The sequence below is a fragment of the Neptuniibacter sp. QD48_11 genome, from assembly GCF_047778095.1.
GTDB lineage: Bacteria > Pseudomonadota > Gammaproteobacteria > Pseudomonadales > Balneatricaceae > Neptuniibacter.
In genome coordinates this window covers 1048039-1069750 of record NZ_CP180551.1, presented here as the reverse complement: position 1 = coordinate 1069750, position 21712 = coordinate 1048039, and the positions used below count along the sequence as shown (strand labels likewise).

General features: G+C 44.6%; 22 protein-coding genes and 1 tRNA gene. 8 read left to right on the top strand and 15 right to left on the bottom strand.

Going from position 1 to position 21712, the window contains the following annotated elements; all coding sequences use genetic code 11:
* The first annotated feature begins 204 nt into the window (after positions 1-204).
* The 4 genes from ACMXYU_RS04780 (at position 205) to ACMXYU_RS04765 (ending at position 5007) form a co-directional block, all read left to right on the top strand.
* On the top strand, positions 205-1443 hold the full coding sequence (locus ACMXYU_RS04780; RefSeq protein ID WP_415900450.1) for an aspartate aminotransferase family protein: 1239 nt from the start codon (positions 205-207) through the stop codon (positions 1441-1443).
* The gene (argF, locus tag ACMXYU_RS04775) at positions 1440-2345 is read left to right on the top strand and encodes an ornithine carbamoyltransferase (RefSeq protein WP_415900449.1); all 906 of its coding nucleotides are present in this window, start codon (positions 1440-1442) and stop codon (positions 2343-2345) included. Before ACMXYU_RS04780 ends, argF begins: the two co-directional genes overlap by 4 nt.
* Before the next feature lie 111 nt (positions 2346-2456).
* Complete coding sequence (locus ACMXYU_RS04770; RefSeq protein WP_415881872.1) at positions 2457-3371, top strand: LysR family transcriptional regulator; 915 nt, start codon at positions 2457-2459, stop codon at positions 3369-3371.
* A gap of 280 nt (positions 3372-3651) precedes the next feature.
* A complete protein-coding gene (locus ACMXYU_RS04765) occupies positions 3652-5007 on the top strand; it encodes a class II 3-deoxy-7-phosphoheptulonate synthase (protein ID WP_415900448.1) in 1356 nt (451 codons plus the stop codon).
* A gap of 75 nt (positions 5008-5082) precedes the next feature.
* Here the strand turns inward: ACMXYU_RS04765 and ACMXYU_RS04760 are convergent, their stop codons facing one another.
* The 6 genes from ACMXYU_RS04760 to ACMXYU_RS04735 form a co-directional block, all read right to left on the bottom strand.
* Entirely contained in the window at positions 5083-5487 is a 405-nt protein-coding gene (locus ACMXYU_RS04760; protein WP_415900447.1) for a CBS domain-containing protein, read from the bottom strand.
* Entirely contained in the window at positions 5484-5834 is a 351-nt protein-coding gene (locus ACMXYU_RS04755; protein ID WP_415900446.1) for a P-II family nitrogen regulator, read from the bottom strand. Before ACMXYU_RS04755 ends, ACMXYU_RS04760 begins: the two co-directional genes overlap by 4 nt.
* A 14-nt stretch (positions 5835-5848) precedes the next feature.
* Positions 5849-6628, bottom strand: a complete 780-nt coding sequence (locus ACMXYU_RS04750) for a DUF1538 domain-containing protein (RefSeq protein ID WP_415892142.1) — start codon at positions 6626-6628, stop codon at positions 5849-5851.
* Positions 6629-7330 (bottom strand): DUF1538 family protein, encoded by a 702-nt coding sequence (locus ACMXYU_RS04745; protein WP_415901096.1) that lies wholly within the window; start codon positions 7328-7330, stop codon positions 6629-6631.
* A 244-nt stretch (positions 7331-7574) separates the two neighbouring features.
* Complete coding sequence (locus tag ACMXYU_RS04740) at positions 7575-8798, bottom strand: OprD family outer membrane porin (RefSeq protein WP_415900445.1); 1224 nt, start codon at positions 8796-8798, stop codon at positions 7575-7577.
* Between the two features lie 268 nt (positions 8799-9066).
* Positions 9067-9840: a substrate-binding periplasmic protein gene (locus ACMXYU_RS04735; RefSeq protein ID WP_415900444.1), complete on the bottom strand. Its 774-nt coding sequence runs from the start codon at positions 9838-9840 to the stop codon at positions 9067-9069.
* Between the two features lie 122 nt (positions 9841-9962).
* Here ACMXYU_RS04735 and ACMXYU_RS04730 point away from each other — a divergent pair, with 122 nt between their 5' ends.
* Entirely contained in the window at positions 9963-10193 is a 231-nt protein-coding gene (locus tag ACMXYU_RS04730) for an EAL domain-containing protein (protein WP_415900443.1), read from the top strand.
* A gap of 36 nt (positions 10194-10229) precedes the next feature.
* Here ACMXYU_RS04730 and ACMXYU_RS04725 read toward each other — a convergent pair whose 3' ends face one another.
* The gene (locus ACMXYU_RS04725; protein WP_415900442.1) at positions 10230-10613 is read right to left on the bottom strand and encodes a chemotaxis response regulator CheY; all 384 of its coding nucleotides are present in this window, start codon (positions 10611-10613) and stop codon (positions 10230-10232) included.
* A 477-nt stretch (positions 10614-11090) separates the two neighbouring features.
* On the opposite strand from ACMXYU_RS04725, the gene ACMXYU_RS04720 reads away from it, so the two are divergent.
* A complete protein-coding gene (locus ACMXYU_RS04720; protein WP_415900441.1) occupies positions 11091-11306 on the top strand; it encodes a hypothetical protein in 216 nt (71 codons plus the stop codon).
* A gap of 479 nt (positions 11307-11785) precedes the next feature.
* On the top strand, positions 11786-12685 hold the full coding sequence (locus tag ACMXYU_RS04715; RefSeq protein WP_415900440.1) for a diguanylate cyclase domain-containing protein: 900 nt from the start codon (positions 11786-11788) through the stop codon (positions 12683-12685).
* Positions 12686-12763: 78 nt separating this feature from the next.
* Here ACMXYU_RS04715 and ACMXYU_RS04710 read toward each other — a convergent pair whose 3' ends face one another.
* The 5 genes from ACMXYU_RS04710 to ACMXYU_RS04690 form a co-directional block, all read right to left on the bottom strand.
* Entirely contained in the window at positions 12764-14179 is a 1416-nt protein-coding gene (locus ACMXYU_RS04710; RefSeq protein ID WP_415900439.1) for a xanthine/uracil/vitamin C permease, read from the bottom strand.
* Positions 14180-14508: 329 nt separating this feature from the next.
* Positions 14509-14913 (bottom strand): hypothetical protein, encoded by a 405-nt coding sequence (locus ACMXYU_RS04705; protein WP_415900438.1) that lies wholly within the window; start codon positions 14911-14913, stop codon positions 14509-14511.
* Between the two features lie 301 nt (positions 14914-15214).
* Positions 15215-15291: transfer RNA gene (locus ACMXYU_RS04700), tRNA-Val, on the bottom strand.
* Between the two features lie 348 nt (positions 15292-15639).
* Positions 15640-16284, bottom strand: a complete 645-nt coding sequence (locus ACMXYU_RS04695) for a response regulator (RefSeq protein ID WP_415900437.1) — start codon at positions 16282-16284, stop codon at positions 15640-15642.
* A gap of 19 nt (positions 16285-16303) precedes the next feature.
* Positions 16304-17659, bottom strand: a complete 1356-nt coding sequence (locus ACMXYU_RS04690; RefSeq protein WP_415900436.1) for a cache domain-containing protein — start codon at positions 17657-17659, stop codon at positions 16304-16306.
* Between the two features lie 73 nt (positions 17660-17732).
* On the opposite strand from ACMXYU_RS04690, the gene ACMXYU_RS04685 reads away from it, so the two are divergent.
* Entirely contained in the window at positions 17733-18596 is an 864-nt protein-coding gene (locus ACMXYU_RS04685; RefSeq protein WP_415900435.1) for a DUF4922 domain-containing protein, read from the top strand.
* Between the two features lie 114 nt (positions 18597-18710).
* Here ACMXYU_RS04685 and ACMXYU_RS04680 read toward each other — a convergent pair whose 3' ends face one another.
* The 3 genes from ACMXYU_RS04680 to ACMXYU_RS04670 form a co-directional block, all read right to left on the bottom strand.
* Positions 18711-20000: a TRAP transporter large permease gene (locus ACMXYU_RS04680; RefSeq protein WP_415900434.1), complete on the bottom strand. Its 1290-nt coding sequence runs from the start codon at positions 19998-20000 to the stop codon at positions 18711-18713.
* Positions 20001-20013: 13 nt separating this feature from the next.
* A complete protein-coding gene (locus ACMXYU_RS04675; protein ID WP_415883834.1) occupies positions 20014-20550 on the bottom strand; it encodes a TRAP transporter small permease subunit in 537 nt (178 codons plus the stop codon).
* Between the two features lie 83 nt (positions 20551-20633).
* The gene (locus ACMXYU_RS04670) at positions 20634-21710 is read right to left on the bottom strand and encodes a TRAP transporter substrate-binding protein (protein ID WP_415900433.1); all 1077 of its coding nucleotides are present in this window, start codon (positions 21708-21710) and stop codon (positions 20634-20636) included.
* Between the last annotated feature and the right edge of the window lie 2 nt (positions 21711-21712).

Below are 21712 nucleotides of genomic sequence, written 5' to 3'. Positions count from 1 at the left end.
ATGTATATTTGCTTTTCTTTATAGAGTTAATAAAAAAAATTAATTAGCCATTCGAAGCAACTCACACAAGGTCAATCATCCATTTGCCTAGACAACACAAATTTATCCAGCAAAACGGTTGCGAAAAACCACAAAGCTGCCTATTATTCGTCCTTTAAATGGCAGCTTTGGCTGCCTTTTTGCGTTGTAGGGAAGATAAAAATAATGGCTGTAGAATCGATTATGACTACCTACAACCGGTTGTCCGTAGCGTTCGAACGCGGAGAAGGCAGCTGGTTGTATGATACTGACGGAAATAAATACCTTGATGCGTTAAGCGGTATAGCTGTATGCGGTCTAGGCCACTCGCACCCAGCAGTGACTCATGCGATTTGCGATCAAGCTAGCAACCTATTGCATACGTCTAATTTGTATACCATTCCAAATCAGCAGCAACTTGCCGACCGCCTAACTAACATTTCCGGCATGGATAATGTTTTTTTCGGTAACTCAGGTGCTGAGGCAAATGAAGCAGCGATTAAGCTTGCTCGCCGTTACGGTCATGTCGTTCGCAACATCGAAAATCCTGCAATCATCGTTATGGAAAACTCTTTCCACGGTCGCACGATGGCTACATTAAGCGCAACCGGTAACCGCGCAGCTCAAGCAGGCTTTGAGCCTCTAGTAAGCGGCTTTGTACGCGCACCTTTCAACGATATCGAAGCCATCAGAACAATTGCAGCCAACAACCCTAATATAGTTGCGATTTTTGCCGAACCGATTCAAGGCGAAGCAGGTATCAATATACCGGCTGATGATTACCTTAATCAGTTACGTGATATCTGTGATGCTAACGAATGGCTATTAATGTTAGACGAGGTTCAAACAGGTAATGGCCGTTCTGGTAAATACTTTGCTTACCAGCATAACGATATTTTGCCGGACGTAGTAACTACAGCTAAAGGGTTGGGTAATGGCGTTCCAATTGGTGCCTGCCTAGCACGCGGCAAAGCAGCTGGCATTTTGATCGCCGGCACTCACGGCTCCACTTACGGTGGCAACCCGCTTTCTTGTGCAGCAGCATTAGCGGTTGTAAATACAATCATCGATGAAAACCTATGTGATCGTGCTACTGAACTAGGTAACCGTATTACTTCCGGCCTAGAAGAGCAGCTTGGCCATACTGATTACGTTGAAGAGATTCGCAACAAAGGCCTATTGATCGCAATCCAGCTCAGTGAAGCAGGTACTGAATTAGCCGTTCTTTCAAAGATAAAAGGTATTCTTCTTAACATTACAGGTGGCGGTAAAGTAGTACGTCTACTACCACCATTAACTATGACAGATAGCGAAGCTGATCTATTGGTTAACACGCTATCTCAAATTATTCGCGTATATGCGGCTGATGAGCGCGATCCAATCAGCCAAGACTCGAGCCCTGCAGACGAACGTAGAGAACAATGAGTACAAGACACTTTTTAACCCTACTCGATTTATCTCCTGAAGAACTACGCACTCTAGTTAAACGCGCGAGTGAGCTGAAGGCGATTCGCAATCGCGGTGAAGTTTACGAACCGCTAAAAAATAAAGTGATGTCGATGATTTTTGAAAAATCATCGACTCGTACCCGTGTTTCTTTTGAAGCCGGTATGGCACAGTTTGGTGGTCACGCGATGTTCCTATCACCTCGTGATACCCAGCTTGGCCGTGGTGAACCGATCAGCGACAGCGCCAAAGTAATCTCAAGCATGGTTGATGTGGTTATGATCCGCACATTCAGCCACCAGCTTGTAGAAGAGTTTGCTGCCAATTCCTCTGTACCTGTAATCAACGCTCTAACTGATGAATATCACCCGTGCCAGTTACTGGCTGATATGCAGACTTACTTCGAACATCGCGGCGAGATTCAAGGTAAAACGGTTACTTGGATCGGTGATGGCAACAACATGTGCCACTCCTATATCAATGCAGCGCGCCAGTTTGATTTCAAACTAAATATTGCTTGCCCTGAAGGCTTCGACCCAGATATGGATCTAGTCGAAACCAATAAAGATCGAGTATTTATTACTCGCTCCCCAGAAGAAGCAGTAACTGGTAGCGACCTGATTGTGACTGATGTTTGGGCGTCTATGGGTCAGGAAGAGGAACAAAAAGAGCGCGAAGAGAAATTCGCAGGCTTCCAAGTTTCTCCAGAATTGATGGATAAAGCTAATAAAGACGCTCTATTCATGCACTGCCTCCCTGCTCACCGCGGCGAAGAGATCAGTGTCGATATGCTTGAAGATCCACGCTCGGTAGTCTTCGATGAGGCAGAAAACCGCCTTCACGCACAAAAAGCTCTGCTAGAGTTTCTTCTTGTAAAATAGCAATCTGATAACAGGTAAGCAGTGAATTGACTGCTTACCTGCTCTTTATCGCTCGAGCGTACTATACTGCCTATTACCGTGGTTAACTGAGCCTGAACGGAGAAGGAATCGATGATTGAACTGCGCCACCTGAAAACCCTATCTGCCTTAAGAGATGCAGGCAGCTTGGTCGAAGCAGCAGAACGCGTCCATTTGACTCAATCAGCTCTTTCCCATCAGATCAAAGACCTCGAAGATCGCCTCAATTGCTCTCTGTTTATCCGTAAAACTAAGCCTATTTGCTTCACCAGTGCAGGCCAGCGCCTACTTACGCTAGCGGATGAAATACTCCCAATGATACGCAATACCGAACGCGATATAGGACGACTAGCAGGCGGCGAAGCTGGGCGCTTGAACCTGTGCATTGAATGTCATAGTTGCTTCGATTGGTTAATGCCAACGATCGACCACTTCCGTCAGCACTGGCCAGAAGTAGAACTCGACCTCTCAAGCGGCTTTAGCTTCCAACCTCTTCCTGCTCTCGCTCGCGGTGATTTAGATTTAGTTATTACTGCTGATCCTGAGCCTCGCAACGGTATTGCTTATATTCCGCTATTCACTTACGAATCACGTTTAGCGATCAGTAAACAGCATCGATTAATGGCACGACGCTTTATCCACCCAGAAGATATCGCTCAAGAAACGTTAATCACTTACCCAGTGGAACCTCAACGTTTAGATATCTTTAACCACTTCCTAGATGAAGCTGGTGTTGAGCCTGCTGCAATACGCACAGCAGAATTAACTGTCATGATGATGCAGTTGATCGCTAGTGGACGCGGTGTAGCCGCCCTACCCAACTGGGCTATGCACGAGTATATTCAGCGCGATTACATCGTATCCAAACCTTTAGGAGAGAAAGGTGTTTGGTGTACGCTTTACGCCGCAATCCGCGAAGACCAAAAAGACGCCGAGTTTATGGTGGATTTCCTTAACACCGCAAAAGATGTATCCTTCCGTAATCTAACGGGTATAAAGACAGCTTAATTACCTTTATACTGATCGAAACATTTTTGAGAATACACGACGTTTACAGTGAATAACGCACCTGCGAGTTTCCTAAAACAACTATCAGCAGACTCTTCTGCTCTTGCCTTTTATTCTCAGTCCTACTTTATCTAGGTCTGTGGGTTTAGTGCTACCTGCACATAACTGACAGGCCGTATCACATCTTTAGTTTCAGCAAGCATTACTTGCCCTTTTACCCAGATTATTCGCCCTACAGCCCAAAACACATATAAACGCTGTAAGGAAGCAGGAAAGACACATGACTACAAAGATTTGGACTCCTTCAAGCTGGAGAGATAAACCCATTGTTCAGCAGCCACAGTACCCTGATGCAGCTGCGCTAAACAAAGCCGAAAGCACCCTATCCCAAATGCCACCATTGGTATTTGCAGGCGAGATCAATCAGCTAAAAACCGATCTAGCACAAGTAGCGCAAGGCAAAGCATTTCTGCTTCAAGGCGGTGATTGTGCAGAGAGCTTCAGCGAATTCAACGCCGACAAAATCCGCGATACTTTTAAAGTTTTGATGCAGATGGCCATTGTTATGACCTTCTCTGCTAGCTGCCCTGTTGTTAAGGTTGGCCGTATCGCAGGACAATATGCAAAACCACGATCTAGCGACATGGAAACAGCGAACGGTATTGAACTGCCTAGTTACCGTGGCGATATAGTCAACGGTATTGAGTTCACTGAATCCGCTAGACAGGCAGATCCTGAACGCCTAGTAACTGCTTACCATCAAGCAGCATCCACATTGAATTTGCTTCGTGCTTTTTCTCGTGGCGGCTTTGCTGATCTACAACAAGTCCACGCTTGGAACCAAAGTTTTGTGACTAATAGTCCGCTGAGTAACAAGTACCAAGATTTAGCGGATCAGATCGATCAAACTATGCGCTTCATGGAAGCTTGCGGCATTACCGCACAAAACACGCCACAACTTCATGAAACATCGCTATACACATCCCATGAAGCACTGCTGCTTGGCTATGAAGAAGCACTCACTCGCCAAGATAGCCTATCGGGCAACTGGTATGACTGTTCTGCACACATGCTATGGATTGGCGATCGTACACGTCAGCCAGATCATGCCCATGTAGAGTTCCTTCGTGGTGTTAAAAACCCAATTGGCGTTAAAGTCGGACCAAGCACCAAAATTGAAGATCTAGAACAGCTTCTAGAAACACTAAACCCAGAAAACGAAGCAGGTCGTATTACGCTGATTGCTCGCATGGGAGCAGATAAGATCACAGAATGCCTTCCAAACTTAGTTCGTGCGGTTAAAGCATCTGGTCAGCAAGTCATTTGGAGCTCTGACCCAATGCATGGCAATACGATCAAAGCTTCAAGCGGCTATAAAACTCGTAGCGTTGACTCTATTCTTCGTGAAATGAAAGGCTTCTTCGAAGTTCACAAAGCAGAAGGCACTCACGCCGGTGGCGTACACTTCGAAATGACAGGCCAGAATGTAACAGAATGCATTGGTGGCGCTTACATGATCAGCGAGCAAGATTTAGGGGATCGCTACCATACCCATTGCGACCCACGCTTAAACGGCGAGCAAGCACTAGAACTCGCCTTCTTAATTGCTGATACCTTAAAAGCAGCTAGAGCTTAATCCTGCCTCCGATGAACAAAAAAAAGCCCGTCCAATAAATGACGGGCTTTTTCTTATCTGAGCTGGTTAGAAAGGTTAATTTTCCAACAAACCTTTCAGCACAATACTGCGATAACTTACTACGCCTAGAACATGGCCCTTATCAATCACTGGCGCATGCGCTAAGCCAAAATTCTCAAACAAACGCGTGCAGTAGCGAATATCCATATGAGGATCAACAGAAATAACTGGTTTCGCCATCACTTCATATACATTCACACGCTCAGGAGAGCGGTCTTTCGCAACGACTTTCTTTGCAATATCCGACAGTAATAACAAACCAAATTCGTCATCATCATTACGCTTATTTATGATAAGGACACGCGCATCTTGCTCTTGGAAGATTTTCAATGCTTCACTGACTGTCATTAAGCCATCAACCATAGCGAACTCATCCGTCATTACATCGCAGGTCCGTACGACTTTACGCTGAGTGTTCATAGCTCTTCCTCCACAATATTGGCTAATTTGGCCACTTGGTGAGATATCCCGACGGCGTCTTCGACATCAAGCTGAATTGCGATCCCACGCCCAGGCTTTTCATCAAGCTCACCCACTTCTGATATGGTTTCTAAGATCTTTCTACTGAGATGCTCTTCTACAATAAAAAGTAAAACATCACGCTGAGTTTCCAAGGTTAAGCCAAAGAAGGTAGTCGATTTATCAATCCCTTCTCCACGCGCATTATTAATAACTGTTGCGCCAGTAGCCCCCGCTTCACGCGCAGCTTTCATTACATCATCTGTTTTTGAATCTTCTACAAACACTACTAACAGTTTGAAATGCATATCTGCCTCTTTTGTCAGCCAGTTGCTCTCGCACGTTTAGTGCGAAATTCAGAAATTTGTGCATACGCCATTACCGTTATCATTGGAAATAAACTAGCAAAGGCAATTAAACCAAAACCATCAATCAGAGCACTTCGGCCAGGAACTGTTTCAGCCAAACCAAGTCCCAGAGCCGCTACAAGTGGCACCGTTACCGTCGACGTTGTCACTCCGCCTGAGTCATATGCCAAAGGCACAATCATCTTGGGTGCAAAGCAGGTTTGTATAACAACAACGATATAACCCGCGATGATGAACCAGTGAATCGGGTAGCCTGTAACAATTCGCCAAGTGCCTAAAGAGATACCGACAGCAACGCCTATAGCAACCGCTATGCGCAGCCCCCAGACACCAATTGCGCCACCGGAAACCTCATTCGCCTTAATAGCCACAGCAATCAGTGAAGGCTCCGCAATGGTGGTACTTGCTCCAATTGCAAAGGCAAAGATATAAACCCAGAAGTAATCTTGCCATTGCAATGCGTCCGCAACCGAACCACTCCAGCTTCGAATAAATTCTGGATCGGTCAACTGCTCAGCCATCAAACGCCCGATTGGAAATAAAGCCTTTTCTAAGCCCAACAAGAAAAGCGCTAAACCAACAATCACATAAGCAAAGCCAATCAGCACCTTACGTAGATTAGCAATACGTCGCCTGATCACAGCAATCTGAAAACCAAAGATAATGACTGCGATTGGAATCACATCTTTAATTGTAGTCAGGGTAATCTCGATAAATTGCGACAACAATTCCATTTAGATCACCATCCCATAAGCCATAACAAAGATCATGGGTGTTAAAGAAGCAAAGGCGATCAAACCAAAGCCATCTATCATCGGGTTTCTACCCTCAATAGATGAAGCCAAACCGACACCTAACGCTGTCACTAAAGGAACCGTAATCGTAGAAGTGGTAACACCACCTGAATCATAGGCAATACCGATGATTTCACGGGGTGCAAAAGCGGTCATAATCACTACGAGCATATAACCCGCAATAATCATATATTGAATCGACCAGCCTTTAAGGATACGTAACACCCCCAAAACAATGGCTAAGCCAACAGAAAAAGCAACGGTATATCGAAGGCCCGAAGCGTAGCTAAGCTGAGATTGCTCAGTCGCTTCAATCATCCCACCCGTAGCGGCAACTTTAGCCGCCTCCGCTGCCACGGCAATCAACGCAGGCTCCGCTACAGTGGTACCAAACCCTAGGCAAAAGGCAAAAGCTAACAGCCAAAACACACTGCCTTTGCGCGCAAAAGCATGCGCCATGCTCTCCCCTATAGGGAAAAGTCCCATCTCCAAGCCATAAATAAAGAAGGTTAAGCCAGCGACAACACATAACAATCCAGTCACCAAACCAAAGAAATCTGGGACAGGCTGCTGCAAAACAACAATTTGGAAAAATGCGATCACTAAGACAATAGGCGCCAAGTCTCTCAAGCTACCTAACATGGATCGACCTAAAGCAAGAACACCTGCGTGCAACTTAGTTATCCCCTTGAATATTAAGGATTAATAATATCTAAATTACGAGGTATAAGGGTCAGTGTAAAGGATCTAAATCAAAAAACGGGATAAGAATGTCCTAGTTAACAGAACAAAATATAAAACTAGTTGAAGGACCAATTAAATAAGCATTAAAAGATAGAAAAAAACAGGGGCCCTAAGGCCCCTGCGTTCTCAAGCGGGAAAATGCTTAAAGAAGATTGATTGGGTAATCCAAGATCAAACGGATATCGTTTACACGACCAATACCCTGAATTACGTCACCGTTCACGTGAGATACGCGAAGCTGTACGCTTAGATCTTTAGCTTTACCACTTTGTACAGTGTATTTAGCGTCGAAGTTAGTTTCGTGACGCTTACCGTCTGTACCACCAGCGTAGTCAACATCCCAAGATTGAGTGTGACGAGCCATTAGGTGAAGACCTGGAAGAGATGGCATATCGTAATCTACACGGAACTGTAGAGATTGCTCATCATCAGCATCGAAGTCTAGTAGCTGAACCGCACCGTAAGTGAAGTACTGAGAATCGTCATTACGCTCAGTGCCGCTGCCGTCCCACTTGATGTTGTAACCATCGTCACCACCAACAGTTTGGTAGTTCACGGTGTATGCCCAGTCACCTTTAGCAAAACGAGCAGTTAAGCTAGTTAGGTTGCTGTCGTAATCAGCCAACAGGACACCGTCGTCAGAACCGCGCATGTGACGCGCGTCTAGTGTTACATCGTACTCACCCATCTTAGTTGGGTAAGCTACGTTGAACCAAGACTGCTTCTTGTACTCGTCTGCAACAGCGTGCTGAACTTCAATGCTCGCACCGTTAGCAAATTTGTAAGTACCACCTACGGAAGTGATGTCGTAGTCTTCACCGTTCGCTTCATACTTCTGGAAACCTTCGTCAGTGTTGCGAGAAGCTTCGTCAGAGTAGAATGCATATAGGCTCAGGTTGTCTAGAGCGATGTCACCGTAAATAGCTTGTGTGCTTGGTGCAGAAAGACGAGACTGAAGGTCGTTCAGTAGTGGCGTCATCATTACCATGCGACCTGCACGGATGTTTACATTATCCAGAGGTTTCAGTTTAACGTATAGATTCTCAACCGCAGTGTAGCCTTTACCGCCTGTCGCCAACACGTCAGACGTGTTAACAGTCTTGTCGTCTTCTAAAGCTACAACTTCAGTAACAGTTGCATCAAAACCAACGAAGCCACCAAAGTATGGAGAAGCAACGTCTAGTTTGAACGCTTGACCCGCAGCAATAGTGTCTGGGATACCCTGATCAAAATCACGGTTCATGTAGAAAGTACGTAAACCTAAATCAACTTTAAAACCGTCATTTTGCGCTTCAGCTGCGATGCTGGAGCCGCTAGCTACTGCACCGAATGCCAGAGCCGCTACGCTTAGTTTTTTCTGAAACATAATAATGTAACAAACCTGAGTTATTATTTGCGAAGGTGGCTATTTTAAGAAAATAAAGGCAGGCTTTTTCTTTGTAATTTTCGGGTTTGCAGGGTTTAACGCTCGAAACTGGTGCGTTCGCAGAGGAATCCATCAAAAATGACAATTTTCGTCATTTTAATATCATTTTCGCTGGTGTTTTTTAGGTTAATACACCATGAAGGGTGGAACTTTTTCTAACTTTTACAGTCCTTCGCAGCATCAAATAGCGCTTTCAAAGTGCATCTAACTATTCTTCTCGCCAATCAGTCATACCGTATTTAGAAAGTATTTCCTGTAACTGACCGCTCTTGCGTAATCGCTCTATTCCATCGGAAAGAATCTGAGCGTATTCCTGAGACTCATCTATAACCGGAGAAAAAGCGATATAGGACTTTTCAAACTCTTTTGCACTACCCGCGACTTTAAAATGATCAGCCTTATTAAGCAGATTCGCGGTGTACCAAAAAACAGGGTCGGCTTCGACCAGCATATCGATCCGCTTTAAAGAAAGCATCTGTATACCTCGATGAAGGGGCTGCTCGCTTCCTAACATAGTCACACTATCGGAGCTATTATTCTGAATATAGTCCCGCAATTCATCGCCATAATCGTAACCACTAATAGCAGCTAGTTGATGGCCTTGAAGCGATTCGACCCCTTGATACTGCCAATTCGAATCTTTATGTACAAAAAAGGTATTACCCAAAATTGCCAACTCTTGCTCAGGTAGAACAAACCCCGGCACATCGCCTTTAAAGGCGCCGACTACTGCATTGATATGTCCTTTCTTCGCTTCCTGAATAGCACGAGACCAGTTCATCTCTATGTACTGAACCTCTATCCCCTTCTCTGCAAAAACCTCAGTAGCTACCTCAATCATAAAACCGGGTAAAGGCGCGTTAGCTTCACAGTTAAAAGGACACCAACGATCTGCAGCGATCACGATTTTATCTGCAGAAAAACCTACAGATGCATTAAGCAACAAGAAAGCAGAGAGCAAATACCTAAAAATGAGAGACATAAGACTACCAGAAAAGACATATATCTAGATCAAATAATTATAACTACAGAAAGCTTCATATATAAGCCAACTTAGGGAGTATATTAGCTATATCATTTATTTTGCTTAATAGAGATCAATCAATGTTTTTTAATGGTTTACCTAACGATGAAGGTGATCGATGTATTCCGTCTTCCATCATAAAAATGGCCCAAGGCCTAAAGCTGTCTGTTGTCGCAGAAGAGGTAGAAACCTTGGATCAGCTTAAATGGTTACAAGATCAAAACTGTGAATATATCCAAGGTTATTATTCTTCGCGCCCCTTACCATTAAAAGATGTAACACAACTCATCCATAGAGATGTAACTAAGTAGAGCGACCCAGCATAAAGCAGTGATGATATAAATGAGTTACTGTAACCTTTCAAAAACCTTGTTGACCTTTTCTTGCAAGGTGACCGCCGAGAAAGGCTTAATGATGTAGCCATTCACACCAGCCATCGCAGCCGCCGTTATCTGCTCTCTCTTCGATTCAGCGGTCACCATTAGCACTGGTATCTTTGATAATTGGGGTGCTTGGCGGATTTCTTTCAATAGTTCCAAGCCCGACATATGAGGCATATTCCAATCGGTCAGTACAAAATCAATATTACCCCCTTTCAGAATATTTAGAGCTTTCACTCCATCCTCGGCTTCAACAATATTATGAAAACCGATTTGCCCCAGCAACTGCCTAATGATCCGGCGCATCGTGGAAAAATCATCAACCACTAGAATTTTGATATTTTTTTGCACAGAAATTTTCTTACCTAATCTGATAACACCCTCTCAACACACGTCATTAGCTTAAGGAGCCTACGAACAAGTCCTATACGACTCAGGCTTATTCCTTGGCTCATACGACCAACTCAGTAGGTCAAAACGATACGAGAATTTAGGCGAGGGAGAATAATATCTTTAGAGAGGATTACAACTAAATTTTGATTAAAATTTTACCTATATTTTAACCAAAAATTCAAACATACAAAAAACCATAACCCATTGATTTGTAGCTAGTTGAAACACAAATATAAACAAATTTGACCTATTTTTACCTACAAGGTAAAAATATTCTTCCGTACTATGTACACCATAGATTAATGCAGCTTTGTCACAAGCAAGACTGTAATTTCCACGAAATCTCACAGGTTTCGTCCGGACAGATTTTAATAGAGCATCTTTATCAAAGGTGAACTCTGATTAACACTCAAATCTCAGGTTAAAGAACTCACTATGAAACATTGGTACCGTTATTCTTTTCAAAATGGATATACCCAAACAGTAATCTATCAAGCACGCCTAGCTGAAGATGGTACGAGCAATACAGCAGTAAAAGATGCAAGAGATCAAGCTAAAGCACCTGCTAGTAGCCCACTAGTATCGTTCAGTTATTTGGGCCATATGTCAGAGAGCTCATTTAAAGATTGCTACGGCATTACAGTGAGTTAAAGAAGCCGCGGCTACATCGTACTTATCAAAACCAATAACGCCTTTATGTATTTCTAGTGTCATGATCAATAAAATTTTTATCGTTTTTGTATTGAGCCTTTCTTTCACTTTTAATTACGCAAATGCCCAATACAGCGTACATCACCAATCAATAGTAAATATATTTACAAGCGGATCCGAACCTCTCGTTGGTCAAGCCAGATGGGAGTCGCCCTATACGCTATTGATTGGATTACTAAGACAAAGACCCGAGGATAAAAAGTTCGCACGTTACGCATGTGAAAAAATTCTTAACTATGGAATAAGTCATCCCGCTCTCAAGGTAAGGGTGATTTATCTACCTAGGTTGATGTCGACGGGAAATATGGAGCTAATTTCCGAGTCTAGCTGCAGTTTATAAGAGCAAAGAGAATTGCGAACTTTCATTCAAGAAAAACAACTACTAGGCTTACCTAAGGCTCAATGGATATAGGTAGAACGTGGAAAAATCTGAATTAGAACAATTACAACAACGACTAAACCTGTTTGAAGCGATTGCAGATAACGCTTCGGCAGTTATTGGTGCGAAAGATTTAGATGGACGTTACCTCTATGTAAATCAGGAATATTCACGTTTATTCCACCAAGAAAAGCAGAGCTTCTGCGGTAAGACCGATCACGAATTATTCCCGCAAGATATTGCCACGGCTTTTAGACAAGCTGATTTAGAAGTTATCGAGAAAAACAAAGTCATTACCGTTGAAGAAAAAGCACCGGTAGATGGAAAAATTCGTGACTACCTTTCAATTAAATTCCCTATCTCTGATTCTGAAGGAAACTTATTTGCAACCGGATTAGTGGCCACTGATATTACAGAGCGGAAGGAAGCAGAGCAGGAAATTATCCGGCTATCGCGCTTAGATCATCTAACCCAAGTGGCCAATCGTTCGCGACTAGAACAACGATTAGAAGAAGCTATTGAAAAAGCTCAAGCAAATAAGCAACTAATCGGGGTAGCTATTATCGATTTAGATGAATTCAAGCCTGTAAATGACACATACGGTCATCATATTGGCGATTCAGTTTTGAGATTAATGGCTGAAAGGCTTGTAAACTCATGCCGTAGTTCGGATACAGTTGCACGTATAGGAGGCGATGAATTCGTCGTTGTTTTAGAGGATATTAAGTCAATGGAAGAGGCTATATCCTCAATCCAACGAAGCATTGAGACCCTAAACAACACCTATCGTATAGAATCACAAGCCATCAATCTTAGCGCGAGCGCCGGTATTGCTTTTTACCCCCAACATGGCTCTGAGATCATCCCTTTATTAAAAACAGCTGATACAGCACTTTACAGAGCAAAGAAGCTAGGAAGGAATCAGCTCCAAGTAGCTTAGGCCATTAAGATTCAATTTATTAAAATGATTTATAATCAAAAGCCCGATCAACTGATCGGGCTCTAAAACCTATATGGTTTACGCTATCTCTTTTTCCTTTTGTTTAGGCTGAGAATCATCACCATCAGCAAATATGACCTCGTCTCCCGGATTGTGCTTACCCATCAGTTTCGGACGCTCAATCAAGAAGTACAAAATCAAGCCAATACCTACTGCATACACTGTAGATTTTGGATCAGGCATCGCTAGCGTTACCGCAACAATACCCGCAACACCACGCTCAGTAGGGTTCTTCAACTGCTCCATACCTACCATGATGCAGATGTAAGCAGTCAGAACCAACGTCAGCGATAGTGCGATTGGCAATACAGGCTTAAACAGAGTCACTAGAGGTAAGATAAACAGTGCGACTAAACCCGTGATCCAGAACGTACCACCGCCACTGTAGATAGAATCCATCGCTTTACGACCCATCGCATAACGCTCAGCTACCGTTGCGTGTGCTGCAGTCCATAAAGGCCCTGCCAAACCCGGCCATGGCGCAAAGAAAGCATGAATACCGTTACGAATCGCAGTTACTAAGTGAACGCGGTCTACGCTAGATTCGATCTTCTCATCGTCACGAATATGGTCAACACGATCTACCAAGGTAAAGCCAACAATGATGTCACCAAAAGCGATTACGTAAGCAATAATGGCTGTCGGAATAGCTAATAAGAAAACATCTAAATCAGGGAAACCAACCGCAAAGACTAGATACTCAGCCATCAAAGCGAAATCTGGTTGAGTGATGCCCCACTCAATTGCTGGCAGCGGATATTCACCTACAGACCAACCCACAACCATCGCAATCAACATACCCGGCACCATGCCGAAGTTAGCAATTTTCTTGGCTAGTGGATTGGAATCAATCACGTTCTTAAACGATAACGAGAACAACACGTAAGCAGAAATAATCGAACCGACGATAAGAGAAACGGGTGTCGCATCAATTCGACCACCCACCTTAAGCTCGCCCATCATCGCAGCAATACCTGCCCCAATGATAATCCCGGCTTTAAGGGAGTTAGGAATGACATTCACCAACTTAGAGCCCCAACCTGTTGCCCCTAAGATAAGGAAAATCAGTGTTACCTCAATCTGCAAAGCAAACATCGCTTTGATCGCTTCAGGACCAGGTTCAAAACCATTGAGGTAAAGAATAACGACAGGAATCGCCGGCGTAATCCACCCCGGAACCAGAGGTACACCCAGTAAGGCCGGAAGAATATAACCAAGGCCAGCAATAAACGTAAAAGCAAGGGCAGCTTCGTACGGCATACCCAAATACTTCTCCAGTAATGGAATCATTGCCAAACCTACAACGAACATCACCAAGCCCTGAATAATCTCCGGGGTCTCTAAACGGTAATGTACTAGCGGTAGTCGAATTTTGAATGGCCCGAACCCCCAATATGGGTGTTCAGCTCCATGACTTCTTTTTATCAGTGCCATTTTGTCCACCTTGCTGCGTTAATTTTGATCAGAAAATGTTCATCCTGACCTAGGTGGAGCCACCATAATTTGCTGCAACGCAGTAAGCGATATTAGAGCATTCTACTTTAGTAAAAAAACACCCCTAAAGTATTAGGGTTTTCCCCAATTAAAACAAAGCATTACAAATAAAAACAGAATGTTACAAAAGATTACAAATACATACAGATCTTTAATGGGCGGGTAAAAAGGCAGGGAAAATACGGGAATATTCGGCTTTTATTTGGCGATGCAAAACAATAAAGATTGAATGTCTGTCTTAGAAAGGGGCACAAATTAATATCAAAAACTTACTCTATAGCTGTAGGAAACCCCTCTTCGGTCAGCCAGTCAGCAGCATCTTGTAAGTTGTCAAAAGCAGCACGCACAAAACCATCCTGCTCAGAAACAATCATCTTATTTATAACAGCATGTTTCAGGGCAGAAGGCTGATATACATTCGCAGCTCTTTCAAGGCCATTTACGATACACCACTCGACTAACCGCTCAATGACTTCCGAAACCTCTAAGGTTCCTAACTCCCAGTCATTTAGGCAAACAATATGCCCCCATCCATCTGAAAAGTGCTGCGCTAATGCCATAAATTCCTTTTCAAACTCCTGCGCACATTCCATATTCCATGAGCCGCTTACTTTGGCAAATAAAGTCGTGCCTTCCACCCATAACTCGTAATGACCATGCGGGTTATAACCCATACTTCAGCTCGCTCAACATCTAATTCACTATCTCAATCATTATAGACAGGGTTGCAACAACGGATTTATAAGTTCGCTCAAGGATGGTATGTCGTAAAATGCAAAAAGCCCGCAACAAGTGCGGGCTTCTTTAAATCTTGGTAGGACTAAGCAGATTATACGTCGCTGCGCTCCTTCCCCTGCGGGGCTATCGTCGCAGGCTCCGATGTGGTCTCGCTTCGCTCGGCTCGACTGCCTTCGGCAGTTTTCATCTGCCGTCCTCCAGACACAAAAAAACCACCTTTAGGTGGTTTCTTAAGTCTGGTAGGACTAGGCAGATTCGAACTGCCGACCTCTACCATGTCAAGGTAGCGCTCTAACCAACTGAGCTATAGTCCTATATCTGTATCGCGATAAGTTGCGATCAGGTGTTGGCGTATTATACGCAGCCACTTGCTTTGATCAAGCAGCAAAAAGTAAATAAAGGGATAATAGCCCTTTCGAACCGGTGAGTAAGACCAAGCAGATTATACATAGCTCCGCTCCTTCCCCTTCGGGGCTATCGACGCAGGCTCCGATGTGGTCTCGCTACGCTCGGCTCGAGCCGGCGACTTCCACCATATCAAGGTAACGCTCTAACCAACTGAGCTATAGCTATACCTAGAGACATTTCCCTGTTAGAAATTAGCGGGCCATAAGCTCTAGGCAGCCAGCTAAGTCGTTTAAGTAAAGATTGTGATTTACTACTTAATCCACCAAATTGTTCTCTATCGCGTAACGCGTTAGACCTGCAGCGGTGTGGATATCGAGTTTGTTTTTGATATTTTGGCGGTGGGTTTCTACTGTACGAACAGAGATATCTAACTCGCGTGCGATCTCTTTATTGCTGTTGCCTTCGGCCACCAGCTTCAGTACATCTTTCTCACGGCCCGTTAATGGCTCTTGTTCCTCTTCAACTGCGACAGAGACCGCTTGTTCAAACTGGCTGAACAGTGCTTGAGATGCGCCGGAGCTAAAGTAAGTGCCGCCTCGGTAGATGGTTTCGATAGCTGAGATAAGTTCTTCTGAAGAAACGTCCTTCAAGACATAACCAGCAGCGCCGCATTTGATCAATTTAACGATGTATTCACGGTCATCGTGCATGCTGAGGATCAGCACTTTGATGTCAGGCTGTTCTTCACGGAATCGTTCGGTTGCTTCAAAACCATTCATCACAGGCATGGAGACATCCATAAGCACGACGTCTGGCTTCACTTCGGCAGCGAGCTTAAGCGCCTGCTTACCGTCGTTGGCCATGCCGACTACTTCCAGTGATTCTTCACCTTCTAAACGTGCACTAATGCCATCTAACACTAATGGATGATCATCTACTAACACGACACGTATTTTCATATTATCCACTGTATTCAAGTTAAAGAATTGTAAACCCTGCACGAATCCGCGTACCTGCCCCTATTTTACTTTTCACACCAAAACGTCCACTTAACAGTTCGGTACGTTCTCGCATATTCAGTAAGCCGATGCCTGAAGCTGTCTTCCCTGGAGAGAACCCTTTGCCATCGTCCGTTACTTCGACCCAAATATACCCTTCTCGCGACCAAATGCGCAGCCCTACTTGAGTAGCCTCTGCGTGTTTTTCAATATTGGTCAGCGCTTCTTGGGCGATACGGTACATAGTGATTTCGATATCATCAGGTAGTCGTTGTTCTGGCAGTTCTAAACGTATATTAGTCTGTATGCCGGTACGCTCAGAAAACTCAGCGATCATACTGTGCAGTGCTGACTCTAAGCCTAGATCATCAAGCTGTATAGGACGTAGATCGTGGGAGATACGTCGTACCTCTTGGATCGCCATATTCAGGACATCGCAGCCTTTGTTGAGGTCGTTAGCGGCCGATTCATCCTGTTTGAGTAACTTATCTCTCGCAAGCTCCAACCTGAACTTAACCGATACCATTAACTGGTTAATGCCATCGTGAAGCTCTCGAGCAAAGTTACGACGTTGGCTCACTTGGAACTGCACGTAACTGTGGGCAAGTTCACGCAAGCGTTTATCAGCAAGTTGGGAGGCATGCATGTTGATCGCGATACCCACTAAGGCAATTACGATGATGGTTCCTGCCAAAATCACTACGACGGTAAAGAAGGTATTACGAATATTTCGGGTTACTTTAAGCCGGATTGAGGCAACCTCTTTGGCAATATCATCGATATATAAACCGGTGCCCATCATCCAGTTAAACTTGGGGATCTCGACCACATAACTAAGCTTATCTTCTAGATCGCCCTTGGAGGGCTTTTTCCAAACATAGCGGTAAAAACCACCGCCTTTTTTCGCTACTTGGATGAGATCACGGATCACCATCTTGCCGTTTTCATCTTTAAGATCCATCAGGTTTTGACCGATCAATTCATGTTGAATCGGATGGACCAAGTTAACACCCTGACGGTCATAGACAAAGAAGTAGCCATCTTCGCCGTAGGTCAGGCCATCGAGAATGTTTTTAACTTTTTCTTCAGCAACTTTATCCCCCGGCTGAGCATCTTTGACTATATGCTCAATCGAGTTCATCGCCAGCTCTACGTAGTTTTGTAGCTCTTGGCGTTTAGAGCGCAGTAAGTTTTCTTCGAAGGTGTGAATCTCTTGCTCAGAGAGATGCTTGGCTTGGGTCAAGCTGATCATGGTAACAGCCACAGTCACCATCACGAGTGGCAAAATGGAAAGCAGTAGGATTTTGGTTTTTAAAGAGGCTGTAACCCGTTTCATTGGTACTAGCTTTCCTGATCATTTCGGCTGATAGTTAAGGTTCCAGTATAAAGGATGCGGGGTATAACACTCCATGGATTTCTCACTATGGTCAAAGGCTGAAGTACTTTACACATCGGCATCTCGCCGCGGCGAGTTAAAGAGCCTGACCACCTCATCGCATAAGGTTCAAGAAGGCGAGCTACAGTTCCAACTAAGGCAATTATCCAGCTTAAAAGAGAAGGCCAAAGCCAACTCAGCGACATCAAATAATGACCCTTTCCTTCCCCACGAACCGAGTCTTTATGTTGGCCCTGTGGGTGACAATCATAAGTTACTACTAAACAAGTTTAACGTCTTAGAGCAGCACCTGCTGTTAGTAACCAATCACTTTGAGCAACAAAACATTTTGCTTTCGCTCGATGATTTTAGCGCCTTATATCAATGCTTAACCCAAGGCCCTGCGCTCGCTTTTTATAATAGTTCAGCCGAAGCCGGTGCTAGCCAAGCTCACAAGCATCTGCAGTTAATTCAGCTAGATAAAAACGCAGCTGATCTAATTCCTTTCAGCCCGCAGCTTGAGCACCTTCATGATGAAGTTCCACGAAAGTTAGATTCCCTCCCCTTCGAACATGCGGCACTCGCCCTGCCGAATGATCTCTTCAACGGGGACACACCTGAAGATTCAGTAACTCAATTACAGCATTTGTATGATCGACTGCGTACAACCCTGTCACTAGAAAGCTCGGGGGATAAAACCGTGCCACCACACAATCTGCTACTTACTCATGAGTGGATGATGGTCGTGCCACGCAAGCAGGAAGCCTTTGAAGGCATTTCGCTGAACGCCCTAGCTTTTGTGGGATCTATCTTAGTGAAAGATAAAGCCCATGCTAAGTTGATCACGCAGCAAGGGCTTTGCAAAGCGCTGTCAGAAGTTAGCGGTTTACTAAAATAAAACGACTCAACTTCTGACAAAAAAACGCCCCGATAAACGGGGCAAATGGGAATGAACCATTAATTGGGCGGTGGCCCGCCCAGAGAGAAGAGTGATAACGGTCACTCAACCGTCTTACGCCAAACCGTAGAATCCTGGGAATACTAGGATCGAGATAACAACCGCTACCTGCATCAGGATAAATGGCATTACACCCTTGTAGATATCCATTGTCTGTACGCTCGGTGGGGCCACCCCTTTGAGATAGAACAGACTGAAGCCAAATGGCGGAGTTAAGAAACTTGTTTGCAGGTTCATAGCGATTAGAATCGCAAACCATACCGGCGCAATACCTAGTGCATCAGCAACCGGTGCCAAGATCGGTACGATGATGAAACTGATCTCTACGAAGTCGATGAAGAAACCTAGGATCAAGATCGCAATCATAGATAGGATCAAGAAGCCCTGAGCACCACCTGGTAGATCAGATAGAACTTCCTCAACAATGTAGTCACCACCTGTGTAAGTGAACGCCATAGAGAAGGCAGTCGCACCCAACAGGATCGCAAATACCATCGCTGTCACTTTTACCGTTTCAGTTGCAGATTCTAGAACCATCTTCCAGCTGAACTGACGGTACATAGCTGCCAATACAATCGCGCCTACGCCACCTAGTGCAGAAGATTCAGTTGGTGTCGCAATACCTGCGAAGATAGAACCCAATACAATCAAGATCAGTGCTAGTGGTGGAATGATCGCTTTAAGCGCTTTTATATATTGCTCGCGCTTAGATTCAACATCGTCATCTAGAGGCAATGCTGGCGCCGCTTCAGGCTTAACAAAGCTGTAGATTAGGATGTAAACAACGTAGATACCGATCAACATTAGACCTGGGCCTACCGCTGCTTTAAACAGATCACCAACTGGGATACCCAGAACGTCACCCAAGATAATCAGGATGATCGATGGCGGGATAATCTGACCTAGCGTACCCGACGCACAGATCGTACCGCAGGCAAGTGACTTGTCGTATTTGTACTTCAACATTACCGGTAGCGAGATCAGACCCATTGCTACAACAGATGCACCTACTACACCGGTAGAAGCCGCTAGCAATGCACCTACCAATACAGTAGAGATTGCCAAACCGCCGCGAACACCGCCAAACAGTTTACCCATGGACTCAAGCAACTGCTCAGCCAACTGAGTTTTCTGTAAAACGATACCCATGAAAATAAATAGAGGAACTGCCATCAATACCGTGTTTTCCATAATGCTCTGAATACGGAACGGCATGAAAGCAAACATTTCAGCGCCTTCAGCAAATACACCGAAGAACAACGCTACACCACCAAAGGTAAAGGCAACTGGGAAGCCGACAAGCAGCATCAACAGCGCCACAACAAACATAATAATACCAATCATTACTAAACGCCCCTTAGTGCTGTGGTGGTTGGTAATGATCTTCTTTGGTGTTGCCCAAGAAGATGTTTAAAGATTTAAGGAACAAACCGATACCGCTAATTAACATGGCAAAGAAAGCAAAAGGGATAACGGATTTGATAATCCAACGATAAGGAAGACCACCCGGATCGCCCGAGGTCTCACCTAATTCAAATGATTCACGCGCAAAATCGATACCGTACCAACCAACTAGGGCACAGAACGGGAAGAGTAGAAATACACAACCCAACATATCGATCATTGCTTTAGTTTTGCCTGATAAACGTTCGTAGATCAGGTCAACACGTACGTGGCCGCCGACCCGTAACGTGTAGGACACACCTAATAGAAATACTGCTGCATATAGGTGCCACTCTAATTCTTGCATCCCGATGGAGACATCATTAAAGACATAGCGCATTACAACGTCGATAAAGACATTGAACAGCATGATTACAAATAGAACTGCAGAGATCTTGCCCATCAAATCTGAAAAGCTGTTGATCACCTGCTCCAGTCTCACTAGAAACATGATTTCTCCTAGAAGATTAAGAAGTTGGTGCCCCGGATCGGGACAATGTCCAGAGCACCAACGAGGGGGTTCTTACGACTCGATTACTTAGACAAGCTGTTTAGGTAAGCTTTGTCAGAGATATCTGTCCATGCACGTGCTTTTTCCATGTACGCAGACTGAGACTCAAGAATTTTCTTAGCTAGTGGATCAGCAGCTGCTTTTTCAGCAAGTAGCTCATCGTTAGCTTTACGCATTGCGCTGATTACTTCAGCTGGGAAAGATTTAACCTGAATGTTCGGGAATTCAGTTTTCATGCTTGCCCAGTTTTCAGCAGAAGAGTGGTAAGACTGGATGTACATATCGTACGCCGCAGTACGCATTGCTGTTTTAAGGATCTGCTGAAGATCTGCTGGTAGACGCTCAAACTTCTTCTTGTTTATCAAGAACTGAAGTTCAGTCGCAGGCTCATGCCAGCCAGTGTAGTAGTAAGGAGCGATCTTGTGGAAACCCATACGTAGGTCAAGAGAAGGACCTACCCACTCCAATGCATCGATCGTACGACGCTCAAGTGCAGTGTAAAGCTCACCCGCTGGAATGTTAGTTGGTTTCGCACCTAGCTTAGCTAGTACTTCACCCGCGAAGCCAGGGATACGCATTTTCAGACCTTGTAGGTCTTCCAGAGAATTGATCTCTTTCTGGAACCAACCGCCCATCTGGTTACCTGTGTTACCACCAGGGAAGGACATTAGGTTGAACTTGCCGTAAACCTCATCCATTAGTTCCTGACCACCACCGTAGTAGAACCAACCGTACTGTTCAGGTGCAGTCATACCAAATGGCATAGTTGTGAAGTAAAGCGTATTTGGTACTTTACCCTTCCAGTAGTATGACGCGGAGTGACCCATGTCATACTGACCAGAGCGAACCATATCGAAAACACCTAGTGGTGCTTTGTGCTTGTTCTTAGAGTCGATTTGAATTTTAAGACGGCCGTTGGACATCTCTTCAGCTAGCTTAGCCATGTTTTTAGTCGCATCACCAAAAACTGGGAAGTTAGTAGGCCAAGTTTCTGCCAGCTTCAGTTTGTAAACCTTGTCAGCAGCCATTGCTGGCGTAGCCAGTACTGCAGTACATGCAGCTGCAGTAATTAACTGCTTAGGAAAAGTCATTTTGAACATTT